The sequence below is a fragment of the Aromatoleum diolicum genome (genome assembly GCF_012910955.1).
GTDB lineage: Bacteria > Pseudomonadota > Gammaproteobacteria > Burkholderiales > Rhodocyclaceae > Aromatoleum > Aromatoleum diolicum.
Genome location: NZ_WTVQ01000018.1, coordinates 28,484 through 52,681, shown reverse-complemented (window position 1 = coordinate 52,681; position 24,198 = coordinate 28,484). Strand labels below are relative to the sequence as shown.

Sequence of the window (24,198 nt, the reverse complement as noted above, 5' to 3'; positions counted from 1 at the left end):
GTGTGACGGGGTACCGCTCTGTGCGCATATGAGAGTCGCCTTTTGTCCGCCAACGCCGTAAAGTCATGATGGTGTCGCGTTCCGATTGCTGCAGAGGGGATCTGCCATGAGACGCAGTCTGGTGAGTTGTATCCTTTTCGGATACCTGGTGGGGGCAGGCGCAGCAGAACCTGTGCCGTCGGCTCCCGAGCAGGACTTGGGGGGGCAGGATAGCGTCATGGTGCGCGGGCGGGCGGCGGTACGTGACCTGACCGAGTCTGTCGCGCGCCATGTCGATCGATGGTTTGGGGACAAGCCGTTCGAGCCGGGGGGCAAGGTATCCGGCAGCATCGGATTAAAGTTCCTCGCGCAGCAGCATGAGAGCCCGGAAATGAACTTGCGTTTTCGGGCGCGCCTCGACCTGCCGAACGTGAAGGAGCAAACCTATCTCTTTTTCGGTCAGGAAAACGAACAAGAGCTGATCACGGACCAGCCGGACGCGTTCACTCGGCGTGAGTTGCTGCTGCCCGAAGACAGGAAAGCCGATCTGACCGGGTTTGCCGGCCTGGGCTACGCGCTGCGTGACATGATCGATTTCCGTGCGGGCGTGCGTGGCGGATTCAAGCCGTATGCCCAGGCTCGCTACAAAAAGAACTGGCTCGTGTCGGAACGGAACGGTGTGGAGTTTCGCGAGACCCTATTCTGGAAGCCGGACGACGGTTTTGGGGCGACTACGGTGTTCAACGTCAGCCATGCATTCTCGCCCTCGGTGGCGCTGCGCTGGCAAAGTGCCGGAACCATATCGAAGGAAACCGACGGCATGGCGTGGGCGAGCAGTCTGGGCGTTTTCAAGAGTTACGGGGTCGATCGCCTGGCGTCGCTCGAGGCGGTGGTCAGTGGCGCAACCGCCGCGTCCGACGATATTGGCGAATATGGCGTGCGCGCGATCTGGCAACAGCCCATCTATCGCGAATGGACCATCCTAGAGGTGAGCGTCGGGCATTTCTGGCCGCAGGGCGAAGCAAAGGCCGTGCGCGGCCAAAACTGGGCGTTGGGCGTCGGCGTCGATATCAGGTTCTGACAAGGCGACGCAGCGTTACTTGAATTGCCGCTGGTCGTCGCAATAGTTCCGGGGGCGCGCCCGCAGGGTGTTCGGGCGCCGGCGCATCGGGGGCAGTATCGTGAGTCTCACCAATCAGTTTTTTGTCATCGCGCTGTTGATTGTGCTCAGCGCATTCTTTTCGATTTCCGAGATATCGCTCGCAGCGTCGCGCAAGATCAAGCTGCGCGTGATGGCCCAACACGGCGATGCAGCGGCCGGGAAGGTGCTCGCGCTGCAGGAAAATCCGGGGCATTTCTTCACGGTGGTGCAGATCGGGCTCAACGCCATCGCCATCCTTGGCGGTATCGTCGGCGAGTCTGCCCTGTCGCCGGCGCTGTCGCGGTTGATCGGACTCGTCTATGACGGACCGTGGCTGGAGTCGGCAAGTTTCGTGCTGTCATTCGTCGTGGTCACGTCGCTTTTTGTCCTGTTTGCGGATCTGATTCCCAAGCGCCTGGGCATGATTGCGCCCGAGCGCGTCGCGGTGGTCGTGGTCAAGCCGATTCATTTCTTTCTGACGGTATTTGCGCCGCTGGTGTGGCTCTTCGACGGGCTGGCGAACCGTTTGATCGGCCTCTTCAAGCTGCCTACCGTGCGCCCGGAGGACATCACGTCCGACGAGATCGTTGCAATGGCCTTTGCCGGCGCGCAGACCGGGGCATTGCTCAAGCAGGAGCATCAGCTGATCGCCAACGTGTTCGAGCTGGATACGCGCACGGTCGGGTCGGCGATGACCAATCGTGAGAGCATCGTGTTCTTCACGCTGAACGAATCCGACGATAGCATCCGCGCGAAGCTCACCGAACAGCCGCACGGTAAATTCCCGGTGTGCGAGAGCACGATCGATACAGTGGTCGGTTATGTCGATCTGAAGGACATCTTTGCGCGCATTCTGACCGGCCAGAAGCTCTCGCTGCGCGCCGATCCGGTGGTGCGCAACGTGCTGGTAATACCGGATACCCTGACCCTGTTCGAGGCGCTCGACCGCTTCCGCGCCGCACGCGAAGACTTCGCGATGATCGTCAATGAGTACGCACTGATCGTCGGTCTGCTGAGCTTGCAGGACGTCATGAACACGGTGATGGGTGAGCTCGGCAGCACGCAGCAGGAGGAACTTATCGTCAAGCGCGACGAGGATTCCTGGCTAATCGACGGTATTACGCCGATTGAGGACGTGATGTTTGCGTTGGCAATCGACGAATTCGACGACAGCGAGAGTTACGAGACGATCGCCGGCTTCATGATGTACATGCTGCGCAAGGTGCCCAAGCGGACGGACTCGGTGACCTACCGCGACTACAAGTTCGAAGTCGTCGATATCGACAATTACCGTATCGACCAGCTATTGGTCACGCGTGCGCCAAAGTCCGGCGCCTGAGGCTGGCCTGAATTACTCGTCGAGCCCGAAGCGGATGCCCTGCGCCAGCGGCAACGCGCCGGAATAGTTGATCGTGCAGGTGGCGCGGCGCATGTAGGCTTTCCACGCATCCGAGCCCGATTCGCGACCGCCGCCAGTGTCCTTCTCGCCACCGAAGGCGCCGCCGATCTCCGCGCCGGAGGGGCCAATATTCACGTTGGCGATACCGCAGTCGCTGCCGGTGGTCGACAGGAAACGCTCGGCTTCGGTCAGGTCGCGCGTGAAGATCGACGAAGCGAGTCCCTGTGGCACGTCGTTGTGCAGCGCGATGGCGTCGTCGAAGTCGCGGTAGCGCATGACATAGAGGATCGGCGCGAAGGTTTCGCGTTTGACCACGGCGCATTGCGCCGGTATCTCGACGAGGGCGGGTCGCCGGTAGCAGCCGCCTTCGCAGCCCGGGACAGAAATTTTTTCGCCGCCGCGGACGGTACCACCCTCTTCGCGTGCCTCGGCCAGTGCCGCATCCATCGCCGTGCCGGCAGCGCTGTCGATCAGCGGGCCGACAAGAGGTGTGGGGTCGAGCGGGTTGCCGACCGGGATGCGCCGCCACGCGGAGTGCAGGCGTTCGAGCAACGCATCGCACACGGATTCGTGCACGATCAGCCGCCGCAGAGTGGTGCAGCGCTGGCCGGCGGTGCCGGCGGCGGCAAACAGGATGGCGCGTTCGGTGAGCGCGAGATCGGCGCTGGGACAGACGATGGCGCCGTTGTTGCCGCCGAGTTCGAGGATCGAGCGCCCGAGCCGGGCGGCGACACGCGGGGCAAGCGCCTTGCCCATCGCGCACGAGCCGGTCGCCGAGAACACCGCGATGCGTGGGTCGTCGGCGAGCAGGGTGCCGAGTTCGCGTCCGCCGACGAGCACTTCCAACAATCCTTTGGGGACTTCGCCGAGTTCGCGGGCCGCCGCGTTGAAAAGGGCCGCGCAGGCGAGTGCGGTGAGCGGCGTGCGTTCGGACGGTTTCCATACCACGCTGTCGCCGCACACCCACGCGAGCGTTGCGTTCCAGGCCCATACCGCGGCAGGGAAGTTGAACGCGGAGACGACACCGACCACGCCCGCCGGGTGCCATTGCTCCATCATGCGGTGGCCCGGGCGTTCGCTGGCGATGGTGAGTCCGTGGAGCTGGCGCGACAGACCGCAGGCGAAGTCGCTGATGTCGATCATCTCCTGCACTTCGCCGAGACCTTCCTGACGGATCTTGCCGGTCTCGATGGTCACCAGTTCGCCCAGTTCAGCCTTGTGCTGGCGCAGCAGAATGCCGTAACGGCGCACCAGTTCGCCGCGCCGTGGCGGCGGAACCTTGCGCCAGGCGAGGTAGGCGGCGTGGGCGCGCTTCAGTGCGGCATCGGCGTCCGCTGGCGGAGTGGCCGCCAGCCGTGCGATCGTCCCGCCATCGATGGGACTACGCACGGCCAGGTCGCCGCGGTCGAGTTGGTCTGTTGCGACACCGAGGTGCGTCAGCAGCGACGCCGTTAAGGAAGCGAGTTCCATGGCCGGGCTCCGGGAGGGAGATCTCCCGTTGACCGGTCGACGCTCGAGAACGTTCTAGCTTCTTCGCATTTCGGTGTTGCGACTGTACTGGAACATCAGCTTGTCGCAGTGCGCGCAGGCGACGACGCGGCGATGGTCCTCGCCGTCGTGCAGGCCGAATTCGCGCGTGTCGATCGAGCGGCAGCGCTGGCAGGCGGGGGTTTGCTGGCCATGCGCGGCGAGATAGGCGTCACGTTGCGGCAGTGCACGCTGGGCGTCCTGCTGGCGCCGGTGTATGTGAAGCACGGCAAGGCAGCCGAACAGGAAGATGGCGGCGACCAGGATCGGGAAGGGAATATCGGACATTTTAGCGAGTCGCCGGAGTGTGGAACTGCAGATTAACCGTCACTAAGGGCGCTGTACTTCGCCAAGATCAAGTCCGACTCAATACACGAAGCGCTCGTGCAACTCGTCCAGGTTCAGTTCGGCGAGAATCTGTTCCAGACGCTCGCGGGCATTGCCGCGGGGCTGGCCGGCGGCGCGGGCGATGATCAGTTCGTTCTTCATCGAATGCTCCCAGCCCACCAGTTCCGTGACCGTGAGCTGGTAGCCGTGCGATTCGAGCAGCAGGCAGCGCAACACGTTGGTGAGCTGGCTGCCGAATTCGCGGGTGTGGATCGGGTGGCGCCAGATTTCGGACAGCGGGGTCTTCGCGAACGATTCGTTCTTGTGCTTGCGCAGAACGGCGGCGACTTCGGCCTGGCAGCAGGGCACCAGCACGATGAAGCGGGCCTGCTTGTGCAGCGCGAAGCGGATCGCGTCGTCGGTGGCAGTGTTGCAGGCGTGCAGCGCGGTGACGACGTCGATATGCTCGGGCAGTTCCGGGGAATGGATCGAGTCCTCGACCGACAGGTTGAGGAAGGACATGCGCCCGAAGTCGAGCCGTGCGGCGAGTTCGCGCGACTTCGACACGAGTTCGTCGCGGGTTTCGATGCCGTAGATGTGGCCGCTCATGTGCCTCCCCTCACGCGCCTTGAGAAAGAGGTCGTAGAGGATGAAGCCGAGGTAGGACTTGCCCGCGCCGTGGTCGGCAAGGGTGAGATCGCCGTGCGCGCTGATTACCTCTTCGAGCAGCGGCTCGATGAAATTGTAGAGGTGATAGACCTGCTTCAGCTTGCGCCGGCTGTCCTGGTTGAGCTTGCCGTCGCGCGTGAGGATGTGCAGTTCCTTGAGCAGTTCGATTGACTGCCCGGGGCGGATGTCCGGGATCGCAGTGGCCGGAGTTTTCGGTACTTGCGCGGTCGCCAGCATGGTCTCCGAGATGGCCTTTTTGCGCATGCGGTTCACTTTTCGCCGTCCTGTCCGTCGGGAACGCCCAAGGCCTTCCAGCCAGCGTGGCCGAGTTTCTGCAGCGTTTCGATGTTGCGCTCGTAGATCGACTCGGCCTCGGGGTAGGCTGCCACGGCGCGCTCGATGCTTTCTTCGCGCAGCAGGTGCAGCGAAGGGAAGGGCGAACGGTTGGTGAAGTTTGCGATATCGTCTTCGGCGCTGTCTTCGAACTGAAAGCGCGGGTGGAAGCTCGCGACCTGCAGGATGCCTTCGAGTTCGTGCTCGACGACGGCTTCTTCGGCGATGCCGGCGATCTCGTTGAAATCGAGGAAGTCGGAGAACAGGGTCGGGTGGATCAGCAGTGTCGTGTCGACCTCCTGCGGGTCGGCGGCGGCGAGGAAATCGAGTTCGCGGTCGAGTTCTTCGAGAAAGGCGTCGGTGTGCTTCGCGTCGCTGACGACGAAACGTACCTGGGTCTTCACGTACACCGATTTCGCGAACGGACACAGATTGAGCCCGATCACAGCTTTTTCCAGCCACTGCCGCGTCGCCGCAATCACTTCGTCACGATTCATGCGCTACCCCTCGAAAGTCCGCCATTTTGCCCCAATCCACGAGCGAACGAGGCGATAATGCGCCTCTTGTCCACGGTTCCGTCCCAGATGTCCATTCAGTGGTTTCCCGGTCACATGACCTCGGCGCGCAAGAAGGCGGCCGAGACCATGGCGCTGACCGATGTCGTGATCGAGGTGCTCGACGCGCGCATTCCCGAGGCGAGCAGCAACCCGATGATCCGCGAGCTGCGCCTATTCCGGCAGCGGCCCTGCCTCAAGCTGCTCAACAAGGCCGACCTTGCCGATCCGGTCGCGACGCGCGCGTGGCTGGATTTCTTCAACAGCCAACCGGGCGTCAAGGCGGTCGCGCTGTCGTGCAAAAAACCGGGCGATGTCGCTCGCGTGCCGAAGCTGTGTCAGGGGCTCGCACCGCATCGCAATGACGGTACCAAGTTGCTGCGCATCATGATCATGGGTATTCCGAACGTCGGCAAATCGACGCTGATGAACGCGCTGCTGAAACGCCGCGTCGCGGCAGTTGGCGACGAGCCGGCGGTGACGAAGTCGCAGCAGACCCTGGACCTCGGGGACCAGATGACGCTCACCGATACACCGGGCCTGATGTGGCCGAAGATCGACCATGATTCGGACGGCTTCATGCTCGCCGCGAGTCACGCGATCGGGCGCAACGCGGTCATCGACGAGCAGGTGGCGGCCTTTCTCGGCTACCTCTTGCTCGACCGCTACCCCGCGCTGGTGGCCGCGCGCTACGGCATCGCGCCCGAGCGCATGGAAGCGCTCGACGGAGTCGGCGTGATCGAAGCCGTTGCGGCTCGGCGCGGCTGCCGCTTGAAAGGCGGCGCGCCGGATCTCGAGAAGGCGTCGCACATCCTGCTCAACGACTATCGCAGCGGCTCGCTTGGGCGGATCAGCCTCGAAACGCCCGAAACGCGCCGTGCAATGCTGGAGCAGGGCCGCGGGATCACTCTTCCAGTCGAAAGCCCACCTTCAGCTTGACCTGGAAGTGCGCGATCTTGCCGTCGGCAATGTGGCCGCGGATTTCGGTCGTCTCGAACCAGTCCATGTGACGGACCGACTTGCTCGCCATTTCGATGGCATTGCGAATCGCGTCGTCGACACTGACGGGTGATGAACCGACAAGCTCGACGAGTTTGTAGACGTGGGCCGACATTGCCATCTCCTTGCGCGTTGATCGGGGTTGCGCTCCCAGTATAGAGAAGGAGCGAAGGGCTGCGCGCGCGGATATGCAGGATCAAACGCGCTCGCAGCCGTGCTGCCGCATGTCGTGATCGCAATGAATCGTCATCGACGGATCTTATCCCTGCATTTGTGCGACTTGCGATGCCGGGCACCGTACCGTACCGTATCGCAATCACGCACAAGGATCAGGTTCGATGAGCGACGAACAGAAGCAGCGTCTGAAAGTCCTGAGTGCGGGCATCCTGAGTCTGATCCTGGTGCTCGGGATCGCACGTTTCGCCTATACGCCGCTGTTGCCGCTGATGCAGCAACAGGCCGGCCTGGGCCTGGGGGAGGGCGGCGTCCTGGCAGCGTGGAATTACGCGGGTTATCTCTGCGGTGCGCTGATCGCTTCGCTGATCAGCGACCTTGTGTTGAAGGACCGCCTGTACCGCATCGGTCTCGTCGTGGCGGTGGTCAGCACGGCGGCAATGGGCCTGACGACCAACCCGCTGCTGTGGTCGGTGTTCCGCTTCATTGCCGGGCTCAGCAGCGCTGCGGGGATGCTGCTCGGTACAGGGCTGATCCTGAACTGGTTGATCCGCCACCAGCATCGTTCGGAACTCGGCATTCATTTTGCCGGGATCGGGCTGGGCATTGCCGGTTGTGCGGCAGCGGTGGCATTGATGACACAGTGGTTCGACTGGCGCACCCAGTGGTTCATTTTTAGCGCGCTCGGGGTGCTGGTATTGATCCCGGCGTGGCGCTGGTTGCCGCCGCCGGATCGCACGTCCTTTACGGTCGGCGGCCAAAAAATGGTCGATAGTCCGCCGGGGCCGGCATTCATGCGTATCTTCATGGCGGCCTACTTCTGTGCGGGGGTTGGTTACGTCGTCAGCGCAACCTTCATCGTTGCGATCATCGACAAGCTGCCCGGTCTCGCGGGACGGGGCTGGCTGGTGTTTCTTGTCCTCGGACTGGCCGCGGCTCCGGCATGCATCGTCTGGGACTTGATTGCGCGTCGTATCGGTGACCTTAACTCGCTGATCCTGGCCTATGGCCTGCAGATCGGTGGCATCCTGCTGCCGGTGCTGGCCGGCGGTCTGATCCCGGCGTTGCTGGGCGCAGTGCTGTTCGGCGGCACCTTCATCGGCGCGGTCAGCCTCGTCCTGACGATGGCAGGGCGCTATTACCCGACCCGCCCGGCCAAGATGATGGGCAGAATGACGATCGCCTACGGTATTGCACAGATCATCGGCCCGGCAGTGACCGGCTGGCTGGCGGCATTGCGCGGCAGCTACGCCGACGGACTGTATCTTGCAGCGGCAGTGATGGTGGTGGGAACCTTGCTGGTGGTGGTGCTCAAAGGCATGGAAATACGTGATCGCGCAGGCTCTGCGGTGACGGACAGCGATCCCGTTTAGAATCGCGCCCTCGGCCGTTTGTGCCAATACGCTCACCGAACCCGGATACTGGAAACACCCATGTTGCGAATTACCGAACTCAGGCTGCCGCTGGACCATCCGGACGGCGCCCTGAGGGAAGCCATCCTCGCTCGGCTGGACATCAAGCCGGCAGAGCTCATCGATTTCAAGGTCTTCAAGCGCAGTTACGACGCACGCAAGGCCAGTGCGATCATGCTGATCTACACGGTCGACATGACCGTCGCCAACGAGGCGGCATTGCTGACGAAGTTCGCCGGCGACCGCCATGTGACGCCAACGCCCGATACGAACTACCGTTTCGTCGGACGTGCGCCGGAAACGCTCGCACACCGGCCGGTGGTGGTCGGCTTTGGCCCATGCGGCATCTTCGCCGGGCTGATTCTTGCGCAGATGGGCTTCCGGCCGATCATCCTCGAGCGCGGCAAGGCGGTGCGCGAGCGAACCAAGGACACCTGGGGGTTGTGGCGCAAGAATGTGCTGAACCCCGAATCCAACGTGCAGTTCGGCGAAGGCGGGGCGGGCACGTTCTCGGACGGCAAGCTCTACAGCCAGATCAAGGACCCGAAGCACTACGGCCGCAAGGTGCTCAACGAGTTCGTCAAGGCGGGTGCGCCGGAGGAGATCCTGTATGTGGCCAAACCCCACATCGGCACCTTCCGCCTTGTGGGCATGGTCGAGAGCATGCGCCACGACATCGAGGCGCTGGGCGGCGAGATCCGATTCCAGCAGCGCGTTACGGATCTGCTGATCGAGGACGGTCAGGTACGCGGACTGACCCTCGCGTCGGGCGAGGAAATCCGCACCGACCACGTCGTGCTGGCGCTCGGACACAGTGCGCGCGACACCTTCGAGATGCTGCACGCGCGCGGGGTATTCATGGAAGCCAAGCCGTTTTCGGTGGGCTTCCGCATCGAGCACCCGCAGTCGCTGATCGACACGGCGCGTTTCGGCCCCCATGCGGGACATCCGCTGCTGGGGGCGGCGGATTACAAGCTGGTGCATCACGCGAAGAACGGGCGCGCGGTGTATAGCTTCTGCATGTGCCCGGGCGGCACGGTGGTCGCGGCGACGTCGGAGCCGAACCGTGTCGTCACCAATGGCATGAGCCAGTATTCGCGCAACGAGCGCAACGCCAACGCGGGCATTGTGGTCGGCATCACGCCGGAAGATTATCCGGGCGGACCGCTCGCAGGCATCGAGTTCCAGCGCCGCTGGGAGTCGCGTGCGTTTGAACTCGGTGGCGATAATTACGAGGCGCCAGGGCAACTCGTTGGCGACTTCATCGCCTGCCAGCCGTCGTCGGCACCGGGCTCGGTGGAGCCCTCGTACAAGCCCGGCGTCAAGTTTGGCGATCTCTCGACGAGCCTGCCGGATTACGCAATCGCGGCGGTGCGCGAGGCGCTGCCGGCCTTCGAGCGGCAGATCAGGGGTTTTTCGATGCGCGACGCCGTACTGACAGGCGTGGAAACGCGCACCTCGTCGCCGCTGCGCATCACCCGCGGTGCGGACTGCCAGAGCCTCAACGTGAAGGGGCTGTATCCGGCGGGTGAGGGGGCCGGCTACGCCGGCGGTATCCTGTCGGCCGGTGTCGACGGTATCCGGGTTGCCGAAGCGTTGGCGACTACGCTCCTCGGCGCGCCGGTCAGTGCATAGCGACCGCGCTTGCAGCTTCGTGGCGGACGCCTAGATTGAGGGGGTGCGGGCAGGCGAATCAGTCCCGCGCCCTTCGTCAAGGAGAACACCATGAGCGAGCCGGTCCCCAATATTGCGCAGAAAGGCCCTTACGCTGTCGAACTCGAGGCTGGCAAGGTGTACTTCTGGTGCCAGTGCGGCAACAGCAAGAACCAGCCGTTCTGTGACGGGTCGCATAAGAGTGGCCCTTTTACCCCGGTCAAATTCACCGCCGAAACCACCGGCACGGCCTATCTGTGCGGCTGCAAACACTCGGGCCACAAGCCGTTCTGCGACGGTACGCACAAGAGCGTGTAAGCGCGGGTGCGGGACGTCAGCCCGAAAGCTTCATCCACCACTCTGTTCCGGCACGGGTCATCCCGCGGCCTGCGGACGAGGGTATTAAAGGACCATGCATGGAAGATCGCCTCAACCGAATCGAATCCAAGATCGCGCTTTCGGAGGATCTGCTGGAGGAACTGAATCTGATGGTGTTCCGTCAGCAGCAGCAGATCGATCGCTTGCAGCAGCAGATCGTCGATCTGCACCGTCAACTCGCTTCCGGCTCGCCGGGGGAACGCCGCGACCTGCGCGAGGAGATTCCTCCGCATTATTGACGAGGCGAACGGAGGGTCCGCCTAGGGGCGGCACGACAGCCTGCGGAAGCAATTTTCGATGCCGGCGCGAAACGGATCAGGACTTCTCGCCGCGTGCCGCCAGATAGATTCCCGCGAGCAGCAACGCGAAGCCGCCGAACTGCAGCGGTGCGAAACCTTCGCCGAAGACGATGAACGCCATTGCCGCGCTGCCGACCGGTTCGCCAAGCGTGACGACCGCGACGAATGTCGCCGACACGTGGCGCAGCGACCAGTTGTAGGCGGTATGGCCAAGCAGTTGCGGCCCCAGCGCCATGCCGGCGAGCACCGCCCACGCGGTCAGGTCAAAACCGGTCAGCGGCGCACCGGATGCGCTGCTCGCAGCGACGAGGAACAGCGCCGCCGCGCCGTACGCGAGCCAAACGTAGGCGGGTAGCGGCAGCCCGGCGCGCAGTCGGCGACCGATCAGCAGGTACGCCGAGAAGCACCACGAGCCGATCAGCGCAAGCAGATTGCCGAACATGGGGTCAGATCCCGCGCTTGCGGTCTGGCTGTCGCTCCAGAAGATCAGCAGGCTGCCACCGAAGGACAGCGCAATGCCGCCCATCATCATGCGGCTCGGGCGTTCGCGGAACAACACGAAGGATGCGAGTCCGATCCACAGCGGATTCGTCGTCACCAGCGCGGTGCTCGACGCGACCGAGGTGTATTCCAGCGAAGTGATCCAGGTGGCGAAATGCAGTGCGAGGAAGAAGCCGGCCGCCAAAGCCAGCAGTCCCTGGCTGCGATTGAGTGACGCGAGCGCGCGACGCGACTGGAACAGTGCGATCGGCGTGACGATCAGCGCAGCCAACCCCAGCCGCCAGCTCGCCACTGCGAGCGAGGGCACGCCCTCGGCCTGCGCGAGGCGAGCGAGGATCGCGCCGAAGGAGATCGCGAGCAGCCCCGTGCCGAGGACGGCAAAGGGCATCCAGCGCGGCGGGGCGGCGGTCGAACTCATCAGTGCCCGCCCTCCAGATAGGCCGCGCGCACTTCCGGACTGGCAAGCAATTCTGCACCGGTGCCGGCGAGCACGATCTCGCCGTGCTGCAGCACATAGCCGCGGTGCGCGACGCGCAGCGCGTGGTGGGCGTTCTGCTCGACCAGCAGCACCGTCATGCCATGCTCGGTATTGAGCTCGCGGATGATCTGGAAAATGCGCTTGATGTAGATCGGCGCAAGCCCCAGCGAGGGTTCGTCGAGCAACAGCAGCTTCGGTCGGCTCATCAGCGCGCGGCCGATCGCCAGCATCTGCTGCTCGCCGCCCGACAGCGTGCCGGCACGCTGCGACTCGCGCTCCTGCAGGATCGGGAACATCGCGTAGATGCGCTTGATGTCCGCATTGAAGTTCGCCGGGTCGGCGAAGGTCGCGCCCATCAGCAGGTTTTCCATCACCGTCATGCGCGGAAAAATCCGCCGGCCTTCGGGCACGATGGCGATGCCGCGGCGCGAGATCTGGTGGCTCGGCACGCGGGTGATGTCCTCGCCGTCGAACACGATGCGCCCCGAGGACGCACCGGGGCGTCCGAACAGGCTCATCATCAGTGTCGATTTGCCGGCACCATTCGCGCCGATCAGCGTCACGATCTCGCCCACCTGCACCGTCACATCGATTCCGCGCAGCGCGTGGATGTGACCGTAGTGGGCGTGTACGCCTTCCATGTGCAGCATCATCAGGCGTTCCCCCCGATCAGTGTGGCCGGCTCGCTCTCATCGTCCTCGCCGAGGTAGGCCTTGATGACTTGCGGGTCGTTGCGAATTTCAAGCGGTGTGCCTTCGGCGATCTTGCGGCCGTAGTTGAGCACGCAGATGTGATCCGAGACGTTCATCACGACGCTCATGTCGTGTTCGATCAGCAGGATCGCGATGCCTTCCTCACGGCACAGCGACAGCAGCAGCGTGTTCAGCTCCGCCGACTCGCGCGGGTTCAAGCCCGCTGCCGGCTCATCGAGACACAGCAGCACCGGATCGACGCACAACGCGCGTGCGATTTCGATGCGCCGCTGCGTGCCGTACGGCAGGTCCCCCGCGGCGGTGTCTGCGATGCCCGTGAGACCGAGTCGATCGAGCCAATGGACGGCCGTTTTCAGCGCTTCGACTTCCGCCTTGCGGTAGCCGGGCAGGCTGAAGAGGCCGGCGATCGAGAAGCGCGATGCGTCCTGCAAGCGGTTGTGCTGCGCGACGATCAGGTTTTCCAGTACCGTCATCTTGGGAAACAGGCGGATGTTCTGGAAAGTCCGTACCACCTGTGCATCACGCGCGACGCGGTGGCCGGTCATCGTTTCCAGGCGCATTTCACCGCGCTTCGGATGCGCGAGCCGCACGCTGCCGGTGGTCGGCTTGTAGAAACCGGTCAGGCAGTTGAAGAAGGTCGTCTTGCCGGCGCCGTTGGGGCCGATGATCGCGGTGATCTTGCCCGCGGGCACTGACAGCGACAGGTCATCGATGGCGGTCAGGCCGCCGAAGCGCATCGTCAGATTCTCGACCGAGAGCAGTGTGGCGGCGCTCATTTCTGACCTCCCATGGCCGACGCCTTCGCAAGACGGATCGTGGGTTCGCGCGACGACAGCAGGCCGCTCGGCTTCCACACCATGATCAGCACCATCGCAGTACCGAACAGCAACATGCGGTATTCGGCGAAATTGCGCCCGAGTTCGGGCAGCAGCACCAGCACCAGTGCTGCGAGCACGACGCCCATCTGGCTGCCCATGCCACCCAGCACGACGATCGCGAGGATGATCGCGGACTCGCTGAAGGTGAAACTTTCCGGCGAGATGAAGCCCTGGCGCGCGGCGAAGAACACGCCGGCGAAGCCGCCGAGCATCGCGCCGATGGCGAAGGCCGAGAGTTTGACGTTGGTCACGTTCATGCCCATCGCCTTGCATGCGATCTCGTCCTCGCGCAGTGCTTCCCACGCCCGCCCGACCGGCAGCTTGCGCAGGCGCGACACGAACAGGTTTGTCAGCAGCGCGAGCACCAGGATCAGGTAATACAGGAAGATGATGCGGTGCATGCCCGAGAATTCCAGGCCGAAAAATGTCGCGAAGCTCTGTTCGCCTTCGGCAGGATTGCGCTCGAAGGGTAGGCCGAACAGGGTCGGGCGCGGAATCGAGCCGATGCCGTTCGGACCATTGGAAAGCTCGGTCCAATTCACCAGGATGACCCGGATGATCTCGCCGAAGCCCAGCGTGACGATCGCCAGGTAGTCGCCGCGCAGACGCAGGATCGGGTAACCGAGCAGGATGCCGAAGGTCGCGGCCATCGCACCGGCCGCTGGCAATGCCTCCCAGAAGGTCCAGCCGAAGTGCGTGAACAGCAGCGCGTACGTGTAGGCGCCGACGGCGTAAAAGGCGACGTAGCCGAGATCGAGCAGGCCCGCGAGGCCGACCACGACGTTGAGGCCCCAGCCTAGCATCACGTAGATCAGCACCGTGGTCGCGGTGTCGACGACGTAACGATTGTCCGAATACATCGCCGGCAGGAAGAGCGCGACCCCGAGGATCCCCCAGCCCAGCACCTGCACGACTTTTGCCGTGCGATCGACCTTGACGGTGGTGGACTTCGCATCGCGACGGGTACGGTACTGGTCCATGACCCATCGGAACGCAAAGCGACCCGCGAAGGACGCGGCAACGAACGCTGCGAGCACCCCGAAGCGGGTCGTGACGACCAGCGCGCCGCCCTGGTCCACGGTCGTCATGCCGACCATCGGGATGCCCAGCAGCAGCGCGACGAAGGCCACCCATGCGGCGTCCTTGAAACGCTCGGTGGGCGTGCGCGCATGGCGCGCGACAATGACGGCGCTCATCAGACCTTCTCCACTTCCGGACGGCCGAGCAGCCCGCTGGGGCGGAACATCAGCACGAGGATCAGGATCGCGAAGGTCGCGACGTCCTTGTATTCGGCCGACAGATACGCCGCCCAGAAGGATTCGATCAGGCCGATCAGCAGACCGCCGAGCATTGCGCCGGGCAGCGAGCCGATGCCGCCCAGCACCGCGGCGGTGAAGGCCTTGATGCCGGCGACGAAGCCGATATAGAAATCGACGACGCCGTAATACACCGTGACCATCACCCCGGCGACTGCGGCGAGCGCGGCGCCGAGCATGAAGGTCAGCGAAATCGTGCGGTCCACATTGATTCCGAGCAGCGCCGTCATCGTGCTGTCCTGCTCGCAGGCGCGCTGCTGGCGGCCGAACGAGGTCTGTGTGATGAGCCAGGTGAAGGCCACCATCAGCACGACGGTGACGAGGATGATGAGAATCTGCGTCCACGCGATCTGCACGGTGAAGTCGGGCGTCGTCCACAGCACGATGCCGCCTTCGATTACCGGCGGGATCGGCTTGACGCGCGCGCCCTGGGTCAGCTGGACCATGTTCTGCAGGAAGATCGACATGCCGATCGCCGAGATCAGCGGCGCCAGCCGGGTAGAGCCGCGCAGCGGGCGGTAGGCCATGCGCTCGACCGCCCAGCCATAGGCGGACGTGAAGAAGATCGCGACGATCAGCACTGCGGTGATCGCCAGCGGCAGCGAGGTGATGTCGAAGGCCGCGAGCAGGGTGAAGGCGGTGACCGCGATGAACGCGCTCACCATGAAGATGTCGCCATGGGCGAAGTTGATCATGCCGATGATGCCGTACACCATCGTGTAGCCGATCGCGATCAGGCCGTACACGGCCCCCAGCGTCAGGCCGTTGATGAGCTGTTGCAGTGCGTATGCCACAGCGGTCTCCTTTGTCGTTTTACGGTATATCTCACGCTCGACGCCGGCGCTCGGTGGTGGTGTCCGCGCGTGGAGTCAGTCGGAGATGGCACCGCCGGCCTTGTGGGCCGGCGGTGCGATGACCGGGAGGGTTTCCCGGCCAATAGCTGCGGTCTTACTTGGCGGCGTAGTCGTACTGGCCGCCCTTCCACTGGTAGACGACGAAACCGGGCTTCTTCTGGTCGCCCTTGGCATCGAAGTTCATGTCACCGATGACGGTCTTGAAGCTGCCGCCGCGCATCGCCTTTTCCAGATCGGCGAACTTGGTGCTCTTGGCCTGCGTCGCGGCCTGCTCGAACAGCTGCATCGCGGCATAGGCGTACATCACGTAGCCTTCCGGCTCAACCTTGGCGTCGCGGAAACGCTTGACCACCGGGGCTGCGTCCGGATTCTTGCGCGGATCGGGCGAGAACGTGAACATCACGTTGTCGGCGCTGGCGCCGGCGGCGGTGACGAGTTCCGAGTTGGTCATCGTGTCGCCGCCCATCACGGTCAGCTTCAGGCCGGCCTGCTGCGCCTGGCGCAGGATCAGCGCGACTTCGGTGTGGTAGCCTCCGTAGGCCAGCACTTCGACACCGGCCTGCTTGAGCTTGGTGACCAGACCGGAGTAATCCTTTTCGCCCGCGGTGATCGACTCGCGCAGCGTCGGCTTCACGCCCTTGCCATTGAGCGCCTTCGCCATCTCGTCGGCGAGTCCCTTGCCATAGGCGCTCTTGTCGTCGACCACGGCGATCTTCTTGCCCTTGAACTTGTCGGCCAGATACTCGCCGGCGACCAGACCCTGCTGGTCGTCACGACCCATGATACGGAAAACGTTCTTCAGACCGCGCTCGGTAACCTGCGGGTTGGTCGACACCGTCGCCATCGGGATGTCCGCCTCCTGGTACACCTCGGACGCCGGGATCGTCGAGCTGGAACACCAGTGACCGTGCATGAACACGATCTTCTTATTGACCATGGTGTTCGCAACCGAAACAGCCTGTTTCGGATCGCAAGCGTCATCACCGACTTCCAGTTTCAGCTTCTGGCCGAGCACGCCGCCCTTGGCGTTGATGTCGGCGATCGCCATCTCGGCGCCGCGCCGGATCTGGTCGCCAGCGGAGGCATATTGGCCGGTCATCGGGCCGGCAATCGCCACCGTCAGATCGGCATGCGCGAGGTTGATCTGTGCGCCGAGCGCGAGGAAGGCAGTAGCGATCAGGGTCTTCTTCATGTGTTTCCTCCGTGGTGTCTGTGGTCGTTCAGGTACTGCACGAGTGACGCCCCTGCGTCGAGCACATGCGCTCGCGTAAGGGCTGCCGCTGCGTCGGGGTCGCGCCGCGCGAACGCATCCAGGATGGCGGCGTGTTCGCGTTGCGTCTTGGGCATTTCCGTCTGGGTGGTCATCGCCAACAGGGCGCGCACGTAGCGCTCGACCTTGTCGTACAGCGCGCGGATTTCGGCCAGCAGGATGGGGCGGTCCGCGTCTGCGTACAGCGTCGAATGAAACTGCCAGTTCAGCTCGCCCCAACGTCCGGTGTTCGGCGAGGCACCGAACTCGGCCAGCCTGGCGCGCGCTTCGGCCAGATGCTCATCGCTAATCCGCACGGCGGCGAGTCCCGCGGCGCGGGCTTCGAGCATCGCGCGGATGTCCATGTATTCAAGGATTTCCGCTGGGGAGAGACCGGCGACAACGGCGCCGCGGTTCTTCGCGAAGCTCACCAGCCCTTCTGCTTCGAGTCGCTTCAGGGCCTCGCGTACGGGAATCTTGCTGACGTGAAAACGTGCCGCGATCTCGTCCTGGCGCAGCACCTCGCCCGTCGGGAGTTGCCCTTCGACGATGGCATCGCGCAGCGCCTCGGCGATCTGATCCGAGGCCGAAAGCCGCAAGATGCGCGGGATTTCGAGGTGTGCGAGGGGAGAGGTCATTGCGCGGCGTTTCGTAAGATCGTATACGGTATACGTAGAAGCCGCGAAAAGTACCCTTCCTCGATCGGGAACGCAAGCTGCGCTGCAACATGATGATTTGCCGATGTTTCCGGCGGAACGCTCAGGTGTCGGGCTGCTTCAGTGCAATCCACATCACCCACTGGCCACAGGCGTTGCGCGGGCTGCGAAGGGAGCCATGCCACGGCCCTTCATTGCAGGGGCCGCGGGCGTCTTCTGCATATTCAACCTCGCCGGGCGTTGCGCCCGGCTGTCGAATGCCGCCCCAGCGGTTGCAGGAGACACAGCGCTTGCGGTCGGACGGTTGGGTGGCCATGGGGCGACGGGGCGAAAGATGCCTTGGCAGTCGAGAACGGTGACGAGCGTGATGAGTGGTGTCGGGCCTGTCGGAGTGCAAATCCCGATCAGGCGAGGTTGCGCGCCAGGTGCTGCTGCAGCGCCGAGCGCATGTTGCACTCCTGCTGCCAGGCGCGTCGCTCAGCGTTAGCATGCGCATAGGCACGCGCTTCTGCTTCGGTCAGTGCGCTCAGGGTCTCTAGCGTGCGTTGCAGGAAAACGTGCTGCGGCAACATCGTGCCGAAGAACAGCACCAGATCGCCGCGCTGGATAAGCAGGGTGGGGAAGTTCTCGACGTCCAGATCGCCGATCCAGTCGGCGTCATCCTCGACATCTACCCAGTAGAAACCTGCGTTCGGCCACTGTGCGGCGAGCGTGTCAAAGCCTGCGCGATATTCGCGACAGGTTCCGCACCATTCGGCGCACAGGCAGACGACAAGAAGTTCGGGAATCGTTCGGGCGTTCATCGGCGACGGCCATCGTTTCGGAGCAGCCCGAGGCTAGCACATTCACCGGGTGGATCGCCGCCGAATCGCCGCTCGATCGACAACCCTGCCGGATCGGCTCCGGCAGGGCCGTACTTAGTTGCAGGCGCGAATCCGGAACACCTCCGGATCATCACCGTGGTCGATCAGGATCTTGCGTACGCGTTCCTGCCACAGCGTGGCAAAACGCCGCTGTGCTGCACTGTCGCCTTCCTTGTGCAGACAGCGCGCCATCAGTTCCGGCATCTCCGCATCCGCTGGAATGCCCGAGAGGTCCGACTGCGCATCGACGCCAGCACCCGTGTCGAGCCGCGTAAAGCGCAAGCCCAGCGGAATATCGACGGCGAAGTCCTGCAACCCGCGGCGCACGAAACGTCCGGCGATGCCCTTGAAGCCGCCTTCCTGCGCCGCTCCGGTAAGCAGCGTGACGACGCTCGCTGTGACGCCGGTCACGCCATCGTCAAGGCGGGTCCTGAATGCCACGCGAACGCCGCCACGCTCGGGTGGCTGATCCGGGTAAAGCGCCGCAAGGGCATGGCAGCTCAGCATGTAGGCGGAGGCCACGGTGGGGCAGGAATGGCCTGCCAGTTTCACGGCATCCCCATATTCATATTCGATCAATCCGCCATCCGCTGCGCCGAGGAATTCCGCCAGCGGATCGCGGACGGTGATTCGGCGCACGTTCCGGAAAAAATCGGGTTGATGCATGATGAGCCCTTGCTTTTCGCATTCAGGTAGGGGCGATGGGGGCTTGACGCGGCGACGCGCATCATTGACTGTCACCAGCAGCAGGACACTCCCCGTCGTGCAGGTGCGAAGGATCCCAGAAAGGGGGAGCCAATCTCATTGATGTCTGTCAAATTATCCTAAAGATCGGCTTGCTCTGTTCCGGAGACGTTAATGATCCGACTTCTTGCTCTCGTTCGTTCAACCTGCGCGCGGCATGTCCGGCCATCGCGCCATGCGGTTATCCAGTTGCTTGCGCTTTTTGCACTGATTGCTGCAGTGGGCGCCATCCTTGCGTCGTCATCGGTCCGCGCCCAGATCGTGGTGCGGAGCGAGGCCGGACCGGTGAACGTCGCGGAGGTCGCGCGTGGCCTGGAAACCCCTTGGGCGCTGGCCTTTTTGCCTGGGGGACGGATGTTGGTGAGCGAGCGGCCGGGTCGTCTGCGGATTGTCGCCGCGGATGGTACGTTGTCCGCGCCCGTGAAGAATGTACCTGCCGTGCATGCGGAGGGGCAGGGCGGCTTGCTCGACGTGGTGCTGGGTCCGAACTTTGCGACCGATCGCCTGATCTATTTTTCCTTCGCCGAGCCGACGGCACGTGGCGCACGCACCGCGGTCGCACGTGCCGCGCTGGACGTCGAGGACCTGAGTCTGCAGGACGTCAAGGTGATCTTCGCCCAGCGCGACGATCCGGATGGACGCCACCACTGGGGTTCGCGGCTGGTTTTCGATCGCGAGGGAAACCTGTTCGTGACGCTTGGCGACCGCTTCTTTCTTCGCGATCGCGCGCAGGAGCTGCGCAGTCATCTCGGCAAGGTAGTTAGGATCCGCCCGGATGGCAGCGTTCCGCCCGACAACCCGTATGTGAAGATGTCCAGAGCACTACCCGAAATCTGGTCCATCGGCCATCGCAACCTGCAGGGTGCGGCACTTCATCCGCAAACCGGGGCGCTGTGGGCCCATGAGCATGGTCCGCAGGGGGGCGATGAAGTGAATGTCGTCAAGCCGGGACTCAACTACGGTTGGCCGATGGTGACCTACGGTCGCGAATATGGCTCCGGCGCGCGTATCGGAGAAGGCAGCGAACGTGCCGATATAGAGCCCCCCGTGCATTACTGGGTGCCGTCCATCGCCCCCTCCGGGATGGCGTTTTACACCGGGGATGCGTTTCCGAAATGGAAAGGCAGCCTGTTCGTCGGCGCCTTGCGCGGACAGTTGCTGGCGCGCCTCGAACTGGATGGCGACAAGATCGTCCGCGAGGAACGGTTACTTACCGAACTGGGCATCCGCATTCGCGACGTAAGGCAGGGGCCGGACGGCAAGATTTATCTGCTTGATGAGTCGCAGGGGAGAATCCTGCGCCTGGATCCGCCTTGAGTGTGGTCAGCACCGTCCGCTCCGGATCAGACGGCCGAGAGCTGCTCCCTGAAACGCTCGGGAACTGCCACGACCTTGCGATTCCCGTAATCGAAGAACACGATGCCTATCTTGCCGCGCGCCACCTCGCGGCCGCTGTCCCGGTCGCACACACGATAGACCAGGTCACAGCCGTACTTGTTGAAATCATTCGCGGCCATCTCGATGACCAGGGTTTCACCGTGGAAGGCCTCGGACACGTACTGTGTCGCCGCGTCGGCGACAACCGTGCCGACGCCTTCGACCTGCGTCTGTGTGTAGCCGAGCGACTTGAAGAAGCGCTGACGTGCCTCGGACACCAGGGTCAGTAGTTGTGCGTTGTCCAGATGCGCGGCCTCGTTGATATGGCTCGCATAGATCTGCAATTCGGTCGAAAAGGCAAAATGTTCGGGCAGGTCGATGCGAATACGGGGCATGGCGGGTTCCGGGTGCGAAGGTGTAGATTGATCAGCGCTGCGGATGATACCTGTTGTGTCCGTCATCCCTCCATTCGTGCCACGCGGGGCGCCGGCTGTCGGAATGCTGGTGGATTGAGTCGTTTGGCACAGCGACAGGCGCCGTTTTTGTGTCAAACTGCCATTCGACGCGGTTCTCCCCGGAGCCGCCGCAATGGCGGCACAAGCCCCGAACTGCCATCGAAGCGGAGCATGTCGTGACCATCGAACATCCATCGCGCCACTCAGGAGCATCCGAGGCTTTTCGCCCGCACCAGGGTGTATTGCTCGAATGTCGCGATTTTGTCTGTCAGCGCGTGCGTGAAGCGCTTGCCAAGGCCGTGGGCGAAATCGAGGACGAACTCCAGGCCCGCCGTCAGGCTGCGAGCAGTTCCGACGAATCTCAGAAACTCATTGAACTCCAGGTCCTCCTGCGCAGCGTCGGCGCCGGTGTTGACCGTGCCTTCGGTACGGGCTTCGAAGAGCAGTTCCAGGAGCGTGCCAAGACCTCCAATGTGGTCGGCACCATCTATCAGGACGAAAACGGCTTCTTCCCCGAACTGGCGCTGGTCGACGACGCCGAGATCGACGACACGCTGACGGTGCGCAACCTCGCGGCGCGGCTGGAAAAATCCTGCGAAGCGGAAAATCAGGATTTGCAGACGCGCGTCGCCTTCATGCTCGGCGAAAGCGACATCGACAACGCGGCCAATCCGATCGGGCCCGCCGCGATTTGCGAGACCCTCAAGGATATCTGCTGGGCCCAGGATGCATCCGGCGAGCGTCGTGCGACCATCCTCGAAATGCTGGTTACGCGATTGACGGGCGAAATGTCGAACGTGTATCACGAGGTCAATGCGCTGCTGGTGTCGCGGCGGGTGATGCCCAACGTGCGTGCGCGCGCCAAGCGCGGGAAGGCTTCGCAGCGCATTGCAGCGCGCAAGCGCGATGTCGCGGCGGGCGAGCCGGATGCTTCCGACGTCGTCAAGCAGTTGTTCTCGAGCAGATCGTCTGCAGGCGAGGAGCCCGACTGGATCACACGTACCGGCGCGAACGAGTTGATGCAATTGCTCAATGGTCTGCAGAGGGGCCAGTCGGATGTCGCAATCGGCGGTCAGAGTTTTTCGCTTGCGACCGACACATCCGCGTCCGGCAATGTCATCAGTGCCTTGCTCGAGGCCGGATTGGGGAAGCACGTCGGATCGGTCGACGGCATCGTCATCGATGTCGTGGCGACCCTGTTCGACTACATTTTCGACGATTCGCGGGTCCCGGACCCGATGAAAGGGCTGATCGGCCGCCTGCAGATTCCGGTGCTCAAGCTGGCGATGATGGATCACAGCTTTTTCTCCAACCGCGCCCATCCCGCACGCCGCCTCATCAACGCGCTTGCCCAGGCCGGGGTGACCTGGGATGGCCCGCTTACCCCGGACAGTTCGCTACAGCGCAGCGCCGAGGCGATCGTCCTGCGCATTCAGAATGAGTTTTCCGAAGACCCCGGGGTATTCGCCAGCTGTCTTCAGGAATTCGAAACCTACCTGGTCGAGCAGGAGCGTTACGCCGACGCCCGCGCTGCGACCCTGACCGAACGCCTCAAGCAGCGTGAGCGCCAGGAACTTGCCCGTAAGGTTGCGCAGGATGCGCTTGCCGCGCATCTCGCAAACGAAGACATCCCGCAGGTCGTGCGCGACTTCATCGCAGGGGCTTGGTTGAAGGTGCTGGCTCAGGCAGCGCTCGACAGTGGTGCCACCAGTGAGGCGCCAGTCAGCAGCGAGCGCTGGCGCGAGGCCATGGCGACGGTCGAGGAGCTGGTGTGGAGCGTGCTGCCGAAGCAGGGCGCCGAAGCACGCCAGCGCATGGTGCAGCGTCTGCCGGTGATCCTGCGCACGGTCAAGGCCGGCATGGCAACGGCGGGCCTCGATGACGCTGGCCAAAAGGCCTTCTTTTCCGAACTGGTGCAGTGCCACGCGGCAGCTCTGAAAGCGGGCATCACTCAGGCAGACCCCAACTCGATGACGACTGCGCGCAAGACTGCTGCGGTCGGTCTGAAACCGCCCGCCGACGAGCCGACGCCGGAAACGCTCGAACTTGATTTGCTGAGTCGTGGCAGCTGGGTCGAGTTGAAGGACGAGTTCGGCGAGATTCGCCGCGTGCGTCTGACCTGGATCAGCCCGGCGCGGACGATGTATCTGTTCGCCAACCGTCAGGGCCAGCGTGCGCTGGCGTTGACGCGCGTCGAATTGACACGGCGATTCGCCACCGGCGAAGCCGTCACTGCAGATCAAGAACCTCTGCTGGATCGAGTTGTCGACGACGTTCTCGATGAACTGCGGGGTTGAGCCAGAGGAAACCGGCATGACTCAAAGTACAGACCACCGCGATCGCGGCCAGGTGACGGGTAACATCCGCGATTTTCTGCTCGCCGCCGACGAGCTGCCCAGTCCGCGTGGTGCAGCACTCCAACTGATCGAATTATCGCGCGACCCTGAAGTCAGCATCGATGCGATCGTGCGCGTCATCCGTTCCGATCCCGCGCTCTCCGGCTTCGTGCTGCGCGCGGCCTCGGCGGCGCGCTTCGGACGCACCGAACGTCCGCTCGATTTGCGTCAGTCGGTGGTGCGGCTTGGCATGAATATCGTACGCGCCCATGCAGTGGCCCTGTCGCTGGTCGCGAACCGCCCCAAGATCACGTCGCAGCGGTTCGACTACAACGCTTTCTGGACGGCCTCGCTGCTCAATGCTGCCGTAATGGAAGCGCTTGCCCGCCATCGTGGCGACCTTCCCGCGAGCGAAGCGTTCACACTTGGACTGCTCAGCGACATCGGCATGCTTGCGTTTGCGACAGCGGCGCCCGCCAGCTACGATCTGGTGCTCGAGCGGGCAACGCAAAGTCAGGACCCGGTCGAGTCTATCGAACAGCAGACCTTCGGATTTGATCGTCATGAATTGTCGGCCGTGCTGCTCGCCGACTGGGGGATTCCGACTTCGCTGGCAGACGTGGTTTACTGGCAGCGCGATCCGGAGGGCGGCGGCTTCGAATCGGATTCACGCTCGTACAACCTCGCCTGTGGCTTGCAGCTCGCAACGCGATTGGCGGAAACCTGTCTGGCCGAGCAAGCCGATGTGGATAGCGTTGCCACTGTCTACCTGCGCGCGGCGATTCTCGATCTCACTCCGGATGAAACCCGGGCACTCGCGACGGATGCACTTGCCGAGCTGCCGATGTGGACGGAACTCGTCCGGCTGCCCAAGCCGCGCATCGCAGCCTTGCCGTCCAGCTGGGTGGATTGATTCACGCGGGCGCTTGCGCCC

The 24,198-nt window shown here is 63.5% G+C and carries 25 protein-coding genes; 10 read left to right on the top strand and 15 right to left on the bottom strand.

From position 1 onward, the window contains the following. Positions 1-106: 106 nt before the first annotated feature. Entirely contained in the window at positions 107-1,060 is a 954-nt protein-coding gene (locus GPA25_RS12165) for a hypothetical protein (RefSeq protein WP_169260661.1), read from the top strand. A 100-nt stretch (positions 1,061-1,160) separates the two neighbouring features. Further along, complete coding sequence (gene paeA, locus GPA25_RS12160) at positions 1,161-2,459, top strand: polyamine export protein PaeA (RefSeq protein ID WP_169260660.1); 1,299 nt, start codon at positions 1,161-1,163, stop codon at positions 2,457-2,459. Positions 2,460-2,471: 12 nt separating this feature from the next. Here the strand turns inward: paeA and amaB are convergent, their stop codons facing one another. The 4 genes from amaB to GPA25_RS12140 form a co-directional block, all read right to left on the bottom strand. Then, positions 2,472-3,989: an L-piperidine-6-carboxylate dehydrogenase gene (gene amaB / locus GPA25_RS12155; protein ID WP_169260659.1), complete on the bottom strand. Its 1,518-nt coding sequence runs from the start codon at positions 3,987-3,989 to the stop codon at positions 2,472-2,474. A 54-nt stretch (positions 3,990-4,043) separates the two neighbouring features. Beyond that, positions 4,044-4,334: a hypothetical protein gene (locus tag GPA25_RS12150; protein ID WP_169260658.1), complete on the bottom strand. Its 291-nt coding sequence runs from the start codon at positions 4,332-4,334 to the stop codon at positions 4,044-4,046. A gap of 78 nt (positions 4,335-4,412) precedes the next feature. Next, a complete protein-coding gene (locus GPA25_RS12145) occupies positions 4,413-5,279 on the bottom strand; it encodes a class I SAM-dependent methyltransferase (RefSeq protein ID WP_169260709.1) in 867 nt (288 codons plus the stop codon). 32 nt (positions 5,280-5,311) lie between these two features. Next, entirely contained in the window at positions 5,312-5,872 is a 561-nt protein-coding gene (locus tag GPA25_RS12140; protein ID WP_169260657.1) for a DUF1415 domain-containing protein, read from the bottom strand. Between the two features lie 87 nt (positions 5,873-5,959). On the opposite strand from GPA25_RS12140, the gene ylqF reads away from it, so the two are divergent. Next, positions 5,960-6,868 carry a ribosome biogenesis GTPase YlqF gene (ylqF, locus tag GPA25_RS12135; RefSeq protein WP_169260708.1) on the top strand — a complete coding sequence of 303 codons (909 nt, stop codon included), beginning with the start codon at positions 5,960-5,962 and terminating at the stop codon, positions 6,866-6,868. Here ylqF and GPA25_RS12130 read toward each other — a convergent pair. After that, on the bottom strand, positions 6,834-7,043 hold the full coding sequence (locus GPA25_RS12130; protein ID WP_169260656.1) for a dodecin: 210 nt from the start codon (positions 7,041-7,043) through the stop codon (positions 6,834-6,836). The two genes, ylqF and GPA25_RS12130, sit on opposite strands and share 35 nt — an antisense overlap. Positions 7,044-7,266: 223 nt before the next feature. Here GPA25_RS12130 and GPA25_RS12125 point away from each other — a divergent pair, with 223 nt between their 5' ends. The 4 genes from GPA25_RS12125 to GPA25_RS12110 all read left to right on the top strand — a co-directional run bounded on the left by GPA25_RS12125 (position 7,267) and on the right by GPA25_RS12110 (position 10,784). Next, on the top strand, positions 7,267-8,475 hold the full coding sequence (locus GPA25_RS12125) for a YbfB/YjiJ family MFS transporter (RefSeq protein ID WP_169260655.1): 1,209 nt from the start codon (positions 7,267-7,269) through the stop codon (positions 8,473-8,475). A 60-nt stretch (positions 8,476-8,535) separates the two neighbouring features. Then, positions 8,536-10,149 carry an NAD(P)/FAD-dependent oxidoreductase gene (locus GPA25_RS12120; protein WP_169260654.1) on the top strand — a complete coding sequence of 538 codons (1,614 nt, stop codon included), beginning with the start codon at positions 8,536-8,538 and terminating at the stop codon, positions 10,147-10,149. 90 nt (positions 10,150-10,239) lie between these two features. Further along, entirely contained in the window at positions 10,240-10,485 is a 246-nt protein-coding gene (locus GPA25_RS12115; protein ID WP_169260653.1) for a CDGSH iron-sulfur domain-containing protein, read from the top strand. A 98-nt stretch (positions 10,486-10,583) separates the two neighbouring features. Further along, the gene (locus GPA25_RS12110; RefSeq protein WP_169260652.1) at positions 10,584-10,784 is read left to right on the top strand and encodes a SlyX family protein; all 201 of its coding nucleotides are present in this window, start codon (positions 10,584-10,586) and stop codon (positions 10,782-10,784) included. A gap of 76 nt (positions 10,785-10,860) precedes the next feature. Here GPA25_RS12110 and GPA25_RS12105 read toward each other — a convergent pair whose 3' ends face one another. The 9 genes from GPA25_RS12105 to GPA25_RS12065 all read right to left on the bottom strand — a co-directional run bounded on the left by GPA25_RS12105 (position 10,861) and on the right by GPA25_RS12065 (position 19,018). Then, on the bottom strand, positions 10,861-11,763 hold the full coding sequence (locus tag GPA25_RS12105; RefSeq protein ID WP_169260651.1) for a DMT family transporter: 903 nt from the start codon (positions 11,761-11,763) through the stop codon (positions 10,861-10,863). After that, positions 11,763-12,473 carry an ABC transporter ATP-binding protein gene (locus tag GPA25_RS12100; protein ID WP_169260707.1) on the bottom strand — a complete coding sequence of 237 codons (711 nt, stop codon included), beginning with the start codon at positions 12,471-12,473 and terminating at the stop codon, positions 11,763-11,765. Before GPA25_RS12100 ends, GPA25_RS12105 begins: the two co-directional genes overlap by 1 nt. A gap of 2 nt (positions 12,474-12,475) precedes the next feature. Beyond that, on the bottom strand, positions 12,476-13,312 hold the full coding sequence (locus GPA25_RS12095) for an ABC transporter ATP-binding protein (RefSeq protein WP_169260650.1): 837 nt from the start codon (positions 13,310-13,312) through the stop codon (positions 12,476-12,478). Next, positions 13,309-14,610, bottom strand: coding sequence for a high-affinity branched-chain amino acid ABC transporter permease LivM (gene livM / locus GPA25_RS12090; RefSeq protein ID WP_169260649.1), 1,302 nt, complete (start codon positions 14,608-14,610; stop codon positions 13,309-13,311). The genes GPA25_RS12095 and livM overlap by 4 nt, the downstream gene beginning before the upstream one ends. Then, a complete protein-coding gene (locus tag GPA25_RS12085; protein ID WP_169260648.1) occupies positions 14,610-15,524 on the bottom strand; it encodes an ABC transporter permease subunit in 915 nt (304 codons plus the stop codon). Before GPA25_RS12085 ends, livM begins: the two co-directional genes overlap by 1 nt. A gap of 154 nt (positions 15,525-15,678) precedes the next feature. Beyond that, the gene (locus tag GPA25_RS12080; protein WP_169260647.1) at positions 15,679-16,776 is read right to left on the bottom strand and encodes a branched-chain amino acid ABC transporter substrate-binding protein; all 1,098 of its coding nucleotides are present in this window, start codon (positions 16,774-16,776) and stop codon (positions 15,679-15,681) included. Beyond that, entirely contained in the window at positions 16,773-17,471 is a 699-nt protein-coding gene (locus tag GPA25_RS12075; RefSeq protein ID WP_169260645.1) for a GntR family transcriptional regulator, read from the bottom strand. The genes GPA25_RS12080 and GPA25_RS12075 overlap by 4 nt, the downstream gene beginning before the upstream one ends. Before the next feature lie 422 nt (positions 17,472-17,893). Next, entirely contained in the window at positions 17,894-18,292 is a 399-nt protein-coding gene (locus GPA25_RS12070; RefSeq protein ID WP_169260644.1) for a thioredoxin family protein, read from the bottom strand. A gap of 114 nt (positions 18,293-18,406) precedes the next feature. Further along, a complete protein-coding gene (locus tag GPA25_RS12065; RefSeq protein ID WP_169260642.1) occupies positions 18,407-19,018 on the bottom strand; it encodes a hypothetical protein in 612 nt (203 codons plus the stop codon). A 192-nt stretch (positions 19,019-19,210) separates the two neighbouring features. Here GPA25_RS12065 and GPA25_RS12060 point away from each other — a divergent pair, with 192 nt between their 5' ends. Further along, positions 19,211-20,413 (top strand): PQQ-dependent sugar dehydrogenase, encoded by a 1,203-nt coding sequence (locus GPA25_RS12060; protein WP_169260641.1) that lies wholly within the window; start codon positions 19,211-19,213, stop codon positions 20,411-20,413. 26 nt (positions 20,414-20,439) lie between these two features. Here the strand turns inward: GPA25_RS12060 and GPA25_RS12055 are convergent, their stop codons facing one another. Beyond that, complete coding sequence (locus tag GPA25_RS12055; protein WP_169260639.1) at positions 20,440-20,868, bottom strand: acyl-CoA thioesterase; 429 nt, start codon at positions 20,866-20,868, stop codon at positions 20,440-20,442. A 236-nt stretch (positions 20,869-21,104) separates the two neighbouring features. Here GPA25_RS12055 and GPA25_RS12050 point away from each other — a divergent pair, with 236 nt between their 5' ends. Both GPA25_RS12050 and GPA25_RS12045 read left to right on the top strand, forming a co-directional pair. Continuing rightward, positions 21,105-23,225, top strand: coding sequence for a DUF1631 family protein (locus GPA25_RS12050; RefSeq protein ID WP_169260638.1), 2,121 nt, complete (start codon positions 21,105-21,107; stop codon positions 23,223-23,225). A 16-nt stretch (positions 23,226-23,241) separates the two neighbouring features. Further along, positions 23,242-24,177, top strand: coding sequence for an HDOD domain-containing protein (locus GPA25_RS12045; protein ID WP_169260637.1), 936 nt, complete (start codon positions 23,242-23,244; stop codon positions 24,175-24,177). The last annotated feature ends 21 nt before the right edge of the window (positions 24,178-24,198 follow it).

Bases quoted from the DNA above. Each gene is read 5' to 3' on its own strand.
- GPA25_RS12165 (WP_169260661.1), top strand. From the start codon at position 107: ATGAGACGCAGTCTGGTGAGTTGTATCCTTTTCGGATACCTGGTGGGG.
- amaB (WP_169260659.1), bottom strand. From the start codon at position 3,989: ATGGAACTCGCTTCCTTAACGGCGTCGCTGCTGACGCACCTCGGTGTC.
- GPA25_RS12150 (WP_169260658.1), bottom strand. From the start codon at position 4,334: ATGTCCGATATTCCCTTCCCGATCCTGGTCGCCGCCATCTTCCTGTTC.
- GPA25_RS12145 (WP_169260709.1), bottom strand. From the start codon at position 5,279: ATGCTGGCGACCGCGCAAGTACCGAAAACTCCGGCCACTGCGATCCCG.
- GPA25_RS12140 (WP_169260657.1), bottom strand. From the start codon at position 5,872: ATGAATCGTGACGAAGTGATTGCGGCGACGCGGCAGTGGCTGGAAAAA.
- ylqF (WP_169260708.1), top strand. From the start codon at position 5,960: ATGTCCATTCAGTGGTTTCCCGGTCACATGACCTCGGCGCGCAAGAAG.
- GPA25_RS12130 (WP_169260656.1), bottom strand. From the start codon at position 7,043: ATGTCGGCCCACGTCTACAAACTCGTCGAGCTTGTCGGTTCATCACCC.
- GPA25_RS12125 (WP_169260655.1), top strand. From the start codon at position 7,267: ATGAGCGACGAACAGAAGCAGCGTCTGAAAGTCCTGAGTGCGGGCATC.
- GPA25_RS12120 (WP_169260654.1), top strand. From the start codon at position 8,536: ATGTTGCGAATTACCGAACTCAGGCTGCCGCTGGACCATCCGGACGGC.
- GPA25_RS12115 (WP_169260653.1), top strand. From the start codon at position 10,240: ATGAGCGAGCCGGTCCCCAATATTGCGCAGAAAGGCCCTTACGCTGTC.
- GPA25_RS12110 (WP_169260652.1), top strand. From the start codon at position 10,584: ATGGAAGATCGCCTCAACCGAATCGAATCCAAGATCGCGCTTTCGGAG.
- GPA25_RS12105 (WP_169260651.1), bottom strand. From the start codon at position 11,763: ATGAGTTCGACCGCCGCCCCGCCGCGCTGGATGCCCTTTGCCGTCCTC.
- GPA25_RS12100 (WP_169260707.1), bottom strand. From the start codon at position 12,473: ATGCTGCACATGGAAGGCGTACACGCCCACTACGGTCACATCCACGCG.
- GPA25_RS12095 (WP_169260650.1), bottom strand. From the start codon at position 13,312: ATGAGCGCCGCCACACTGCTCTCGGTCGAGAATCTGACGATGCGCTTC.
- livM (WP_169260649.1), bottom strand. From the start codon at position 14,610: ATGAGCGCCGTCATTGTCGCGCGCCATGCGCGCACGCCCACCGAGCGT.
- GPA25_RS12080 (WP_169260647.1), bottom strand. From the start codon at position 16,776: ATGAAGAAGACCCTGATCGCTACTGCCTTCCTCGCGCTCGGCGCACAG.
- GPA25_RS12075 (WP_169260645.1), bottom strand. From the start codon at position 17,471: ATGACCTCTCCCCTCGCACACCTCGAAATCCCGCGCATCTTGCGGCTT.
- GPA25_RS12070 (WP_169260644.1), bottom strand. From the start codon at position 18,292: ATGAACGCCCGAACGATTCCCGAACTTCTTGTCGTCTGCCTGTGCGCC.
- GPA25_RS12065 (WP_169260642.1), bottom strand. From the start codon at position 19,018: ATGCATCAACCCGATTTTTTCCGGAACGTGCGCCGAATCACCGTCCGC.
- GPA25_RS12060 (WP_169260641.1), top strand. From the start codon at position 19,211: ATGATCCGACTTCTTGCTCTCGTTCGTTCAACCTGCGCGCGGCATGTC.
- GPA25_RS12055 (WP_169260639.1), bottom strand. From the start codon at position 20,868: ATGCCCCGTATTCGCATCGACCTGCCCGAACATTTTGCCTTTTCGACC.
- GPA25_RS12045 (WP_169260637.1), top strand. From the start codon at position 23,242: ATGACTCAAAGTACAGACCACCGCGATCGCGGCCAGGTGACGGGTAAC.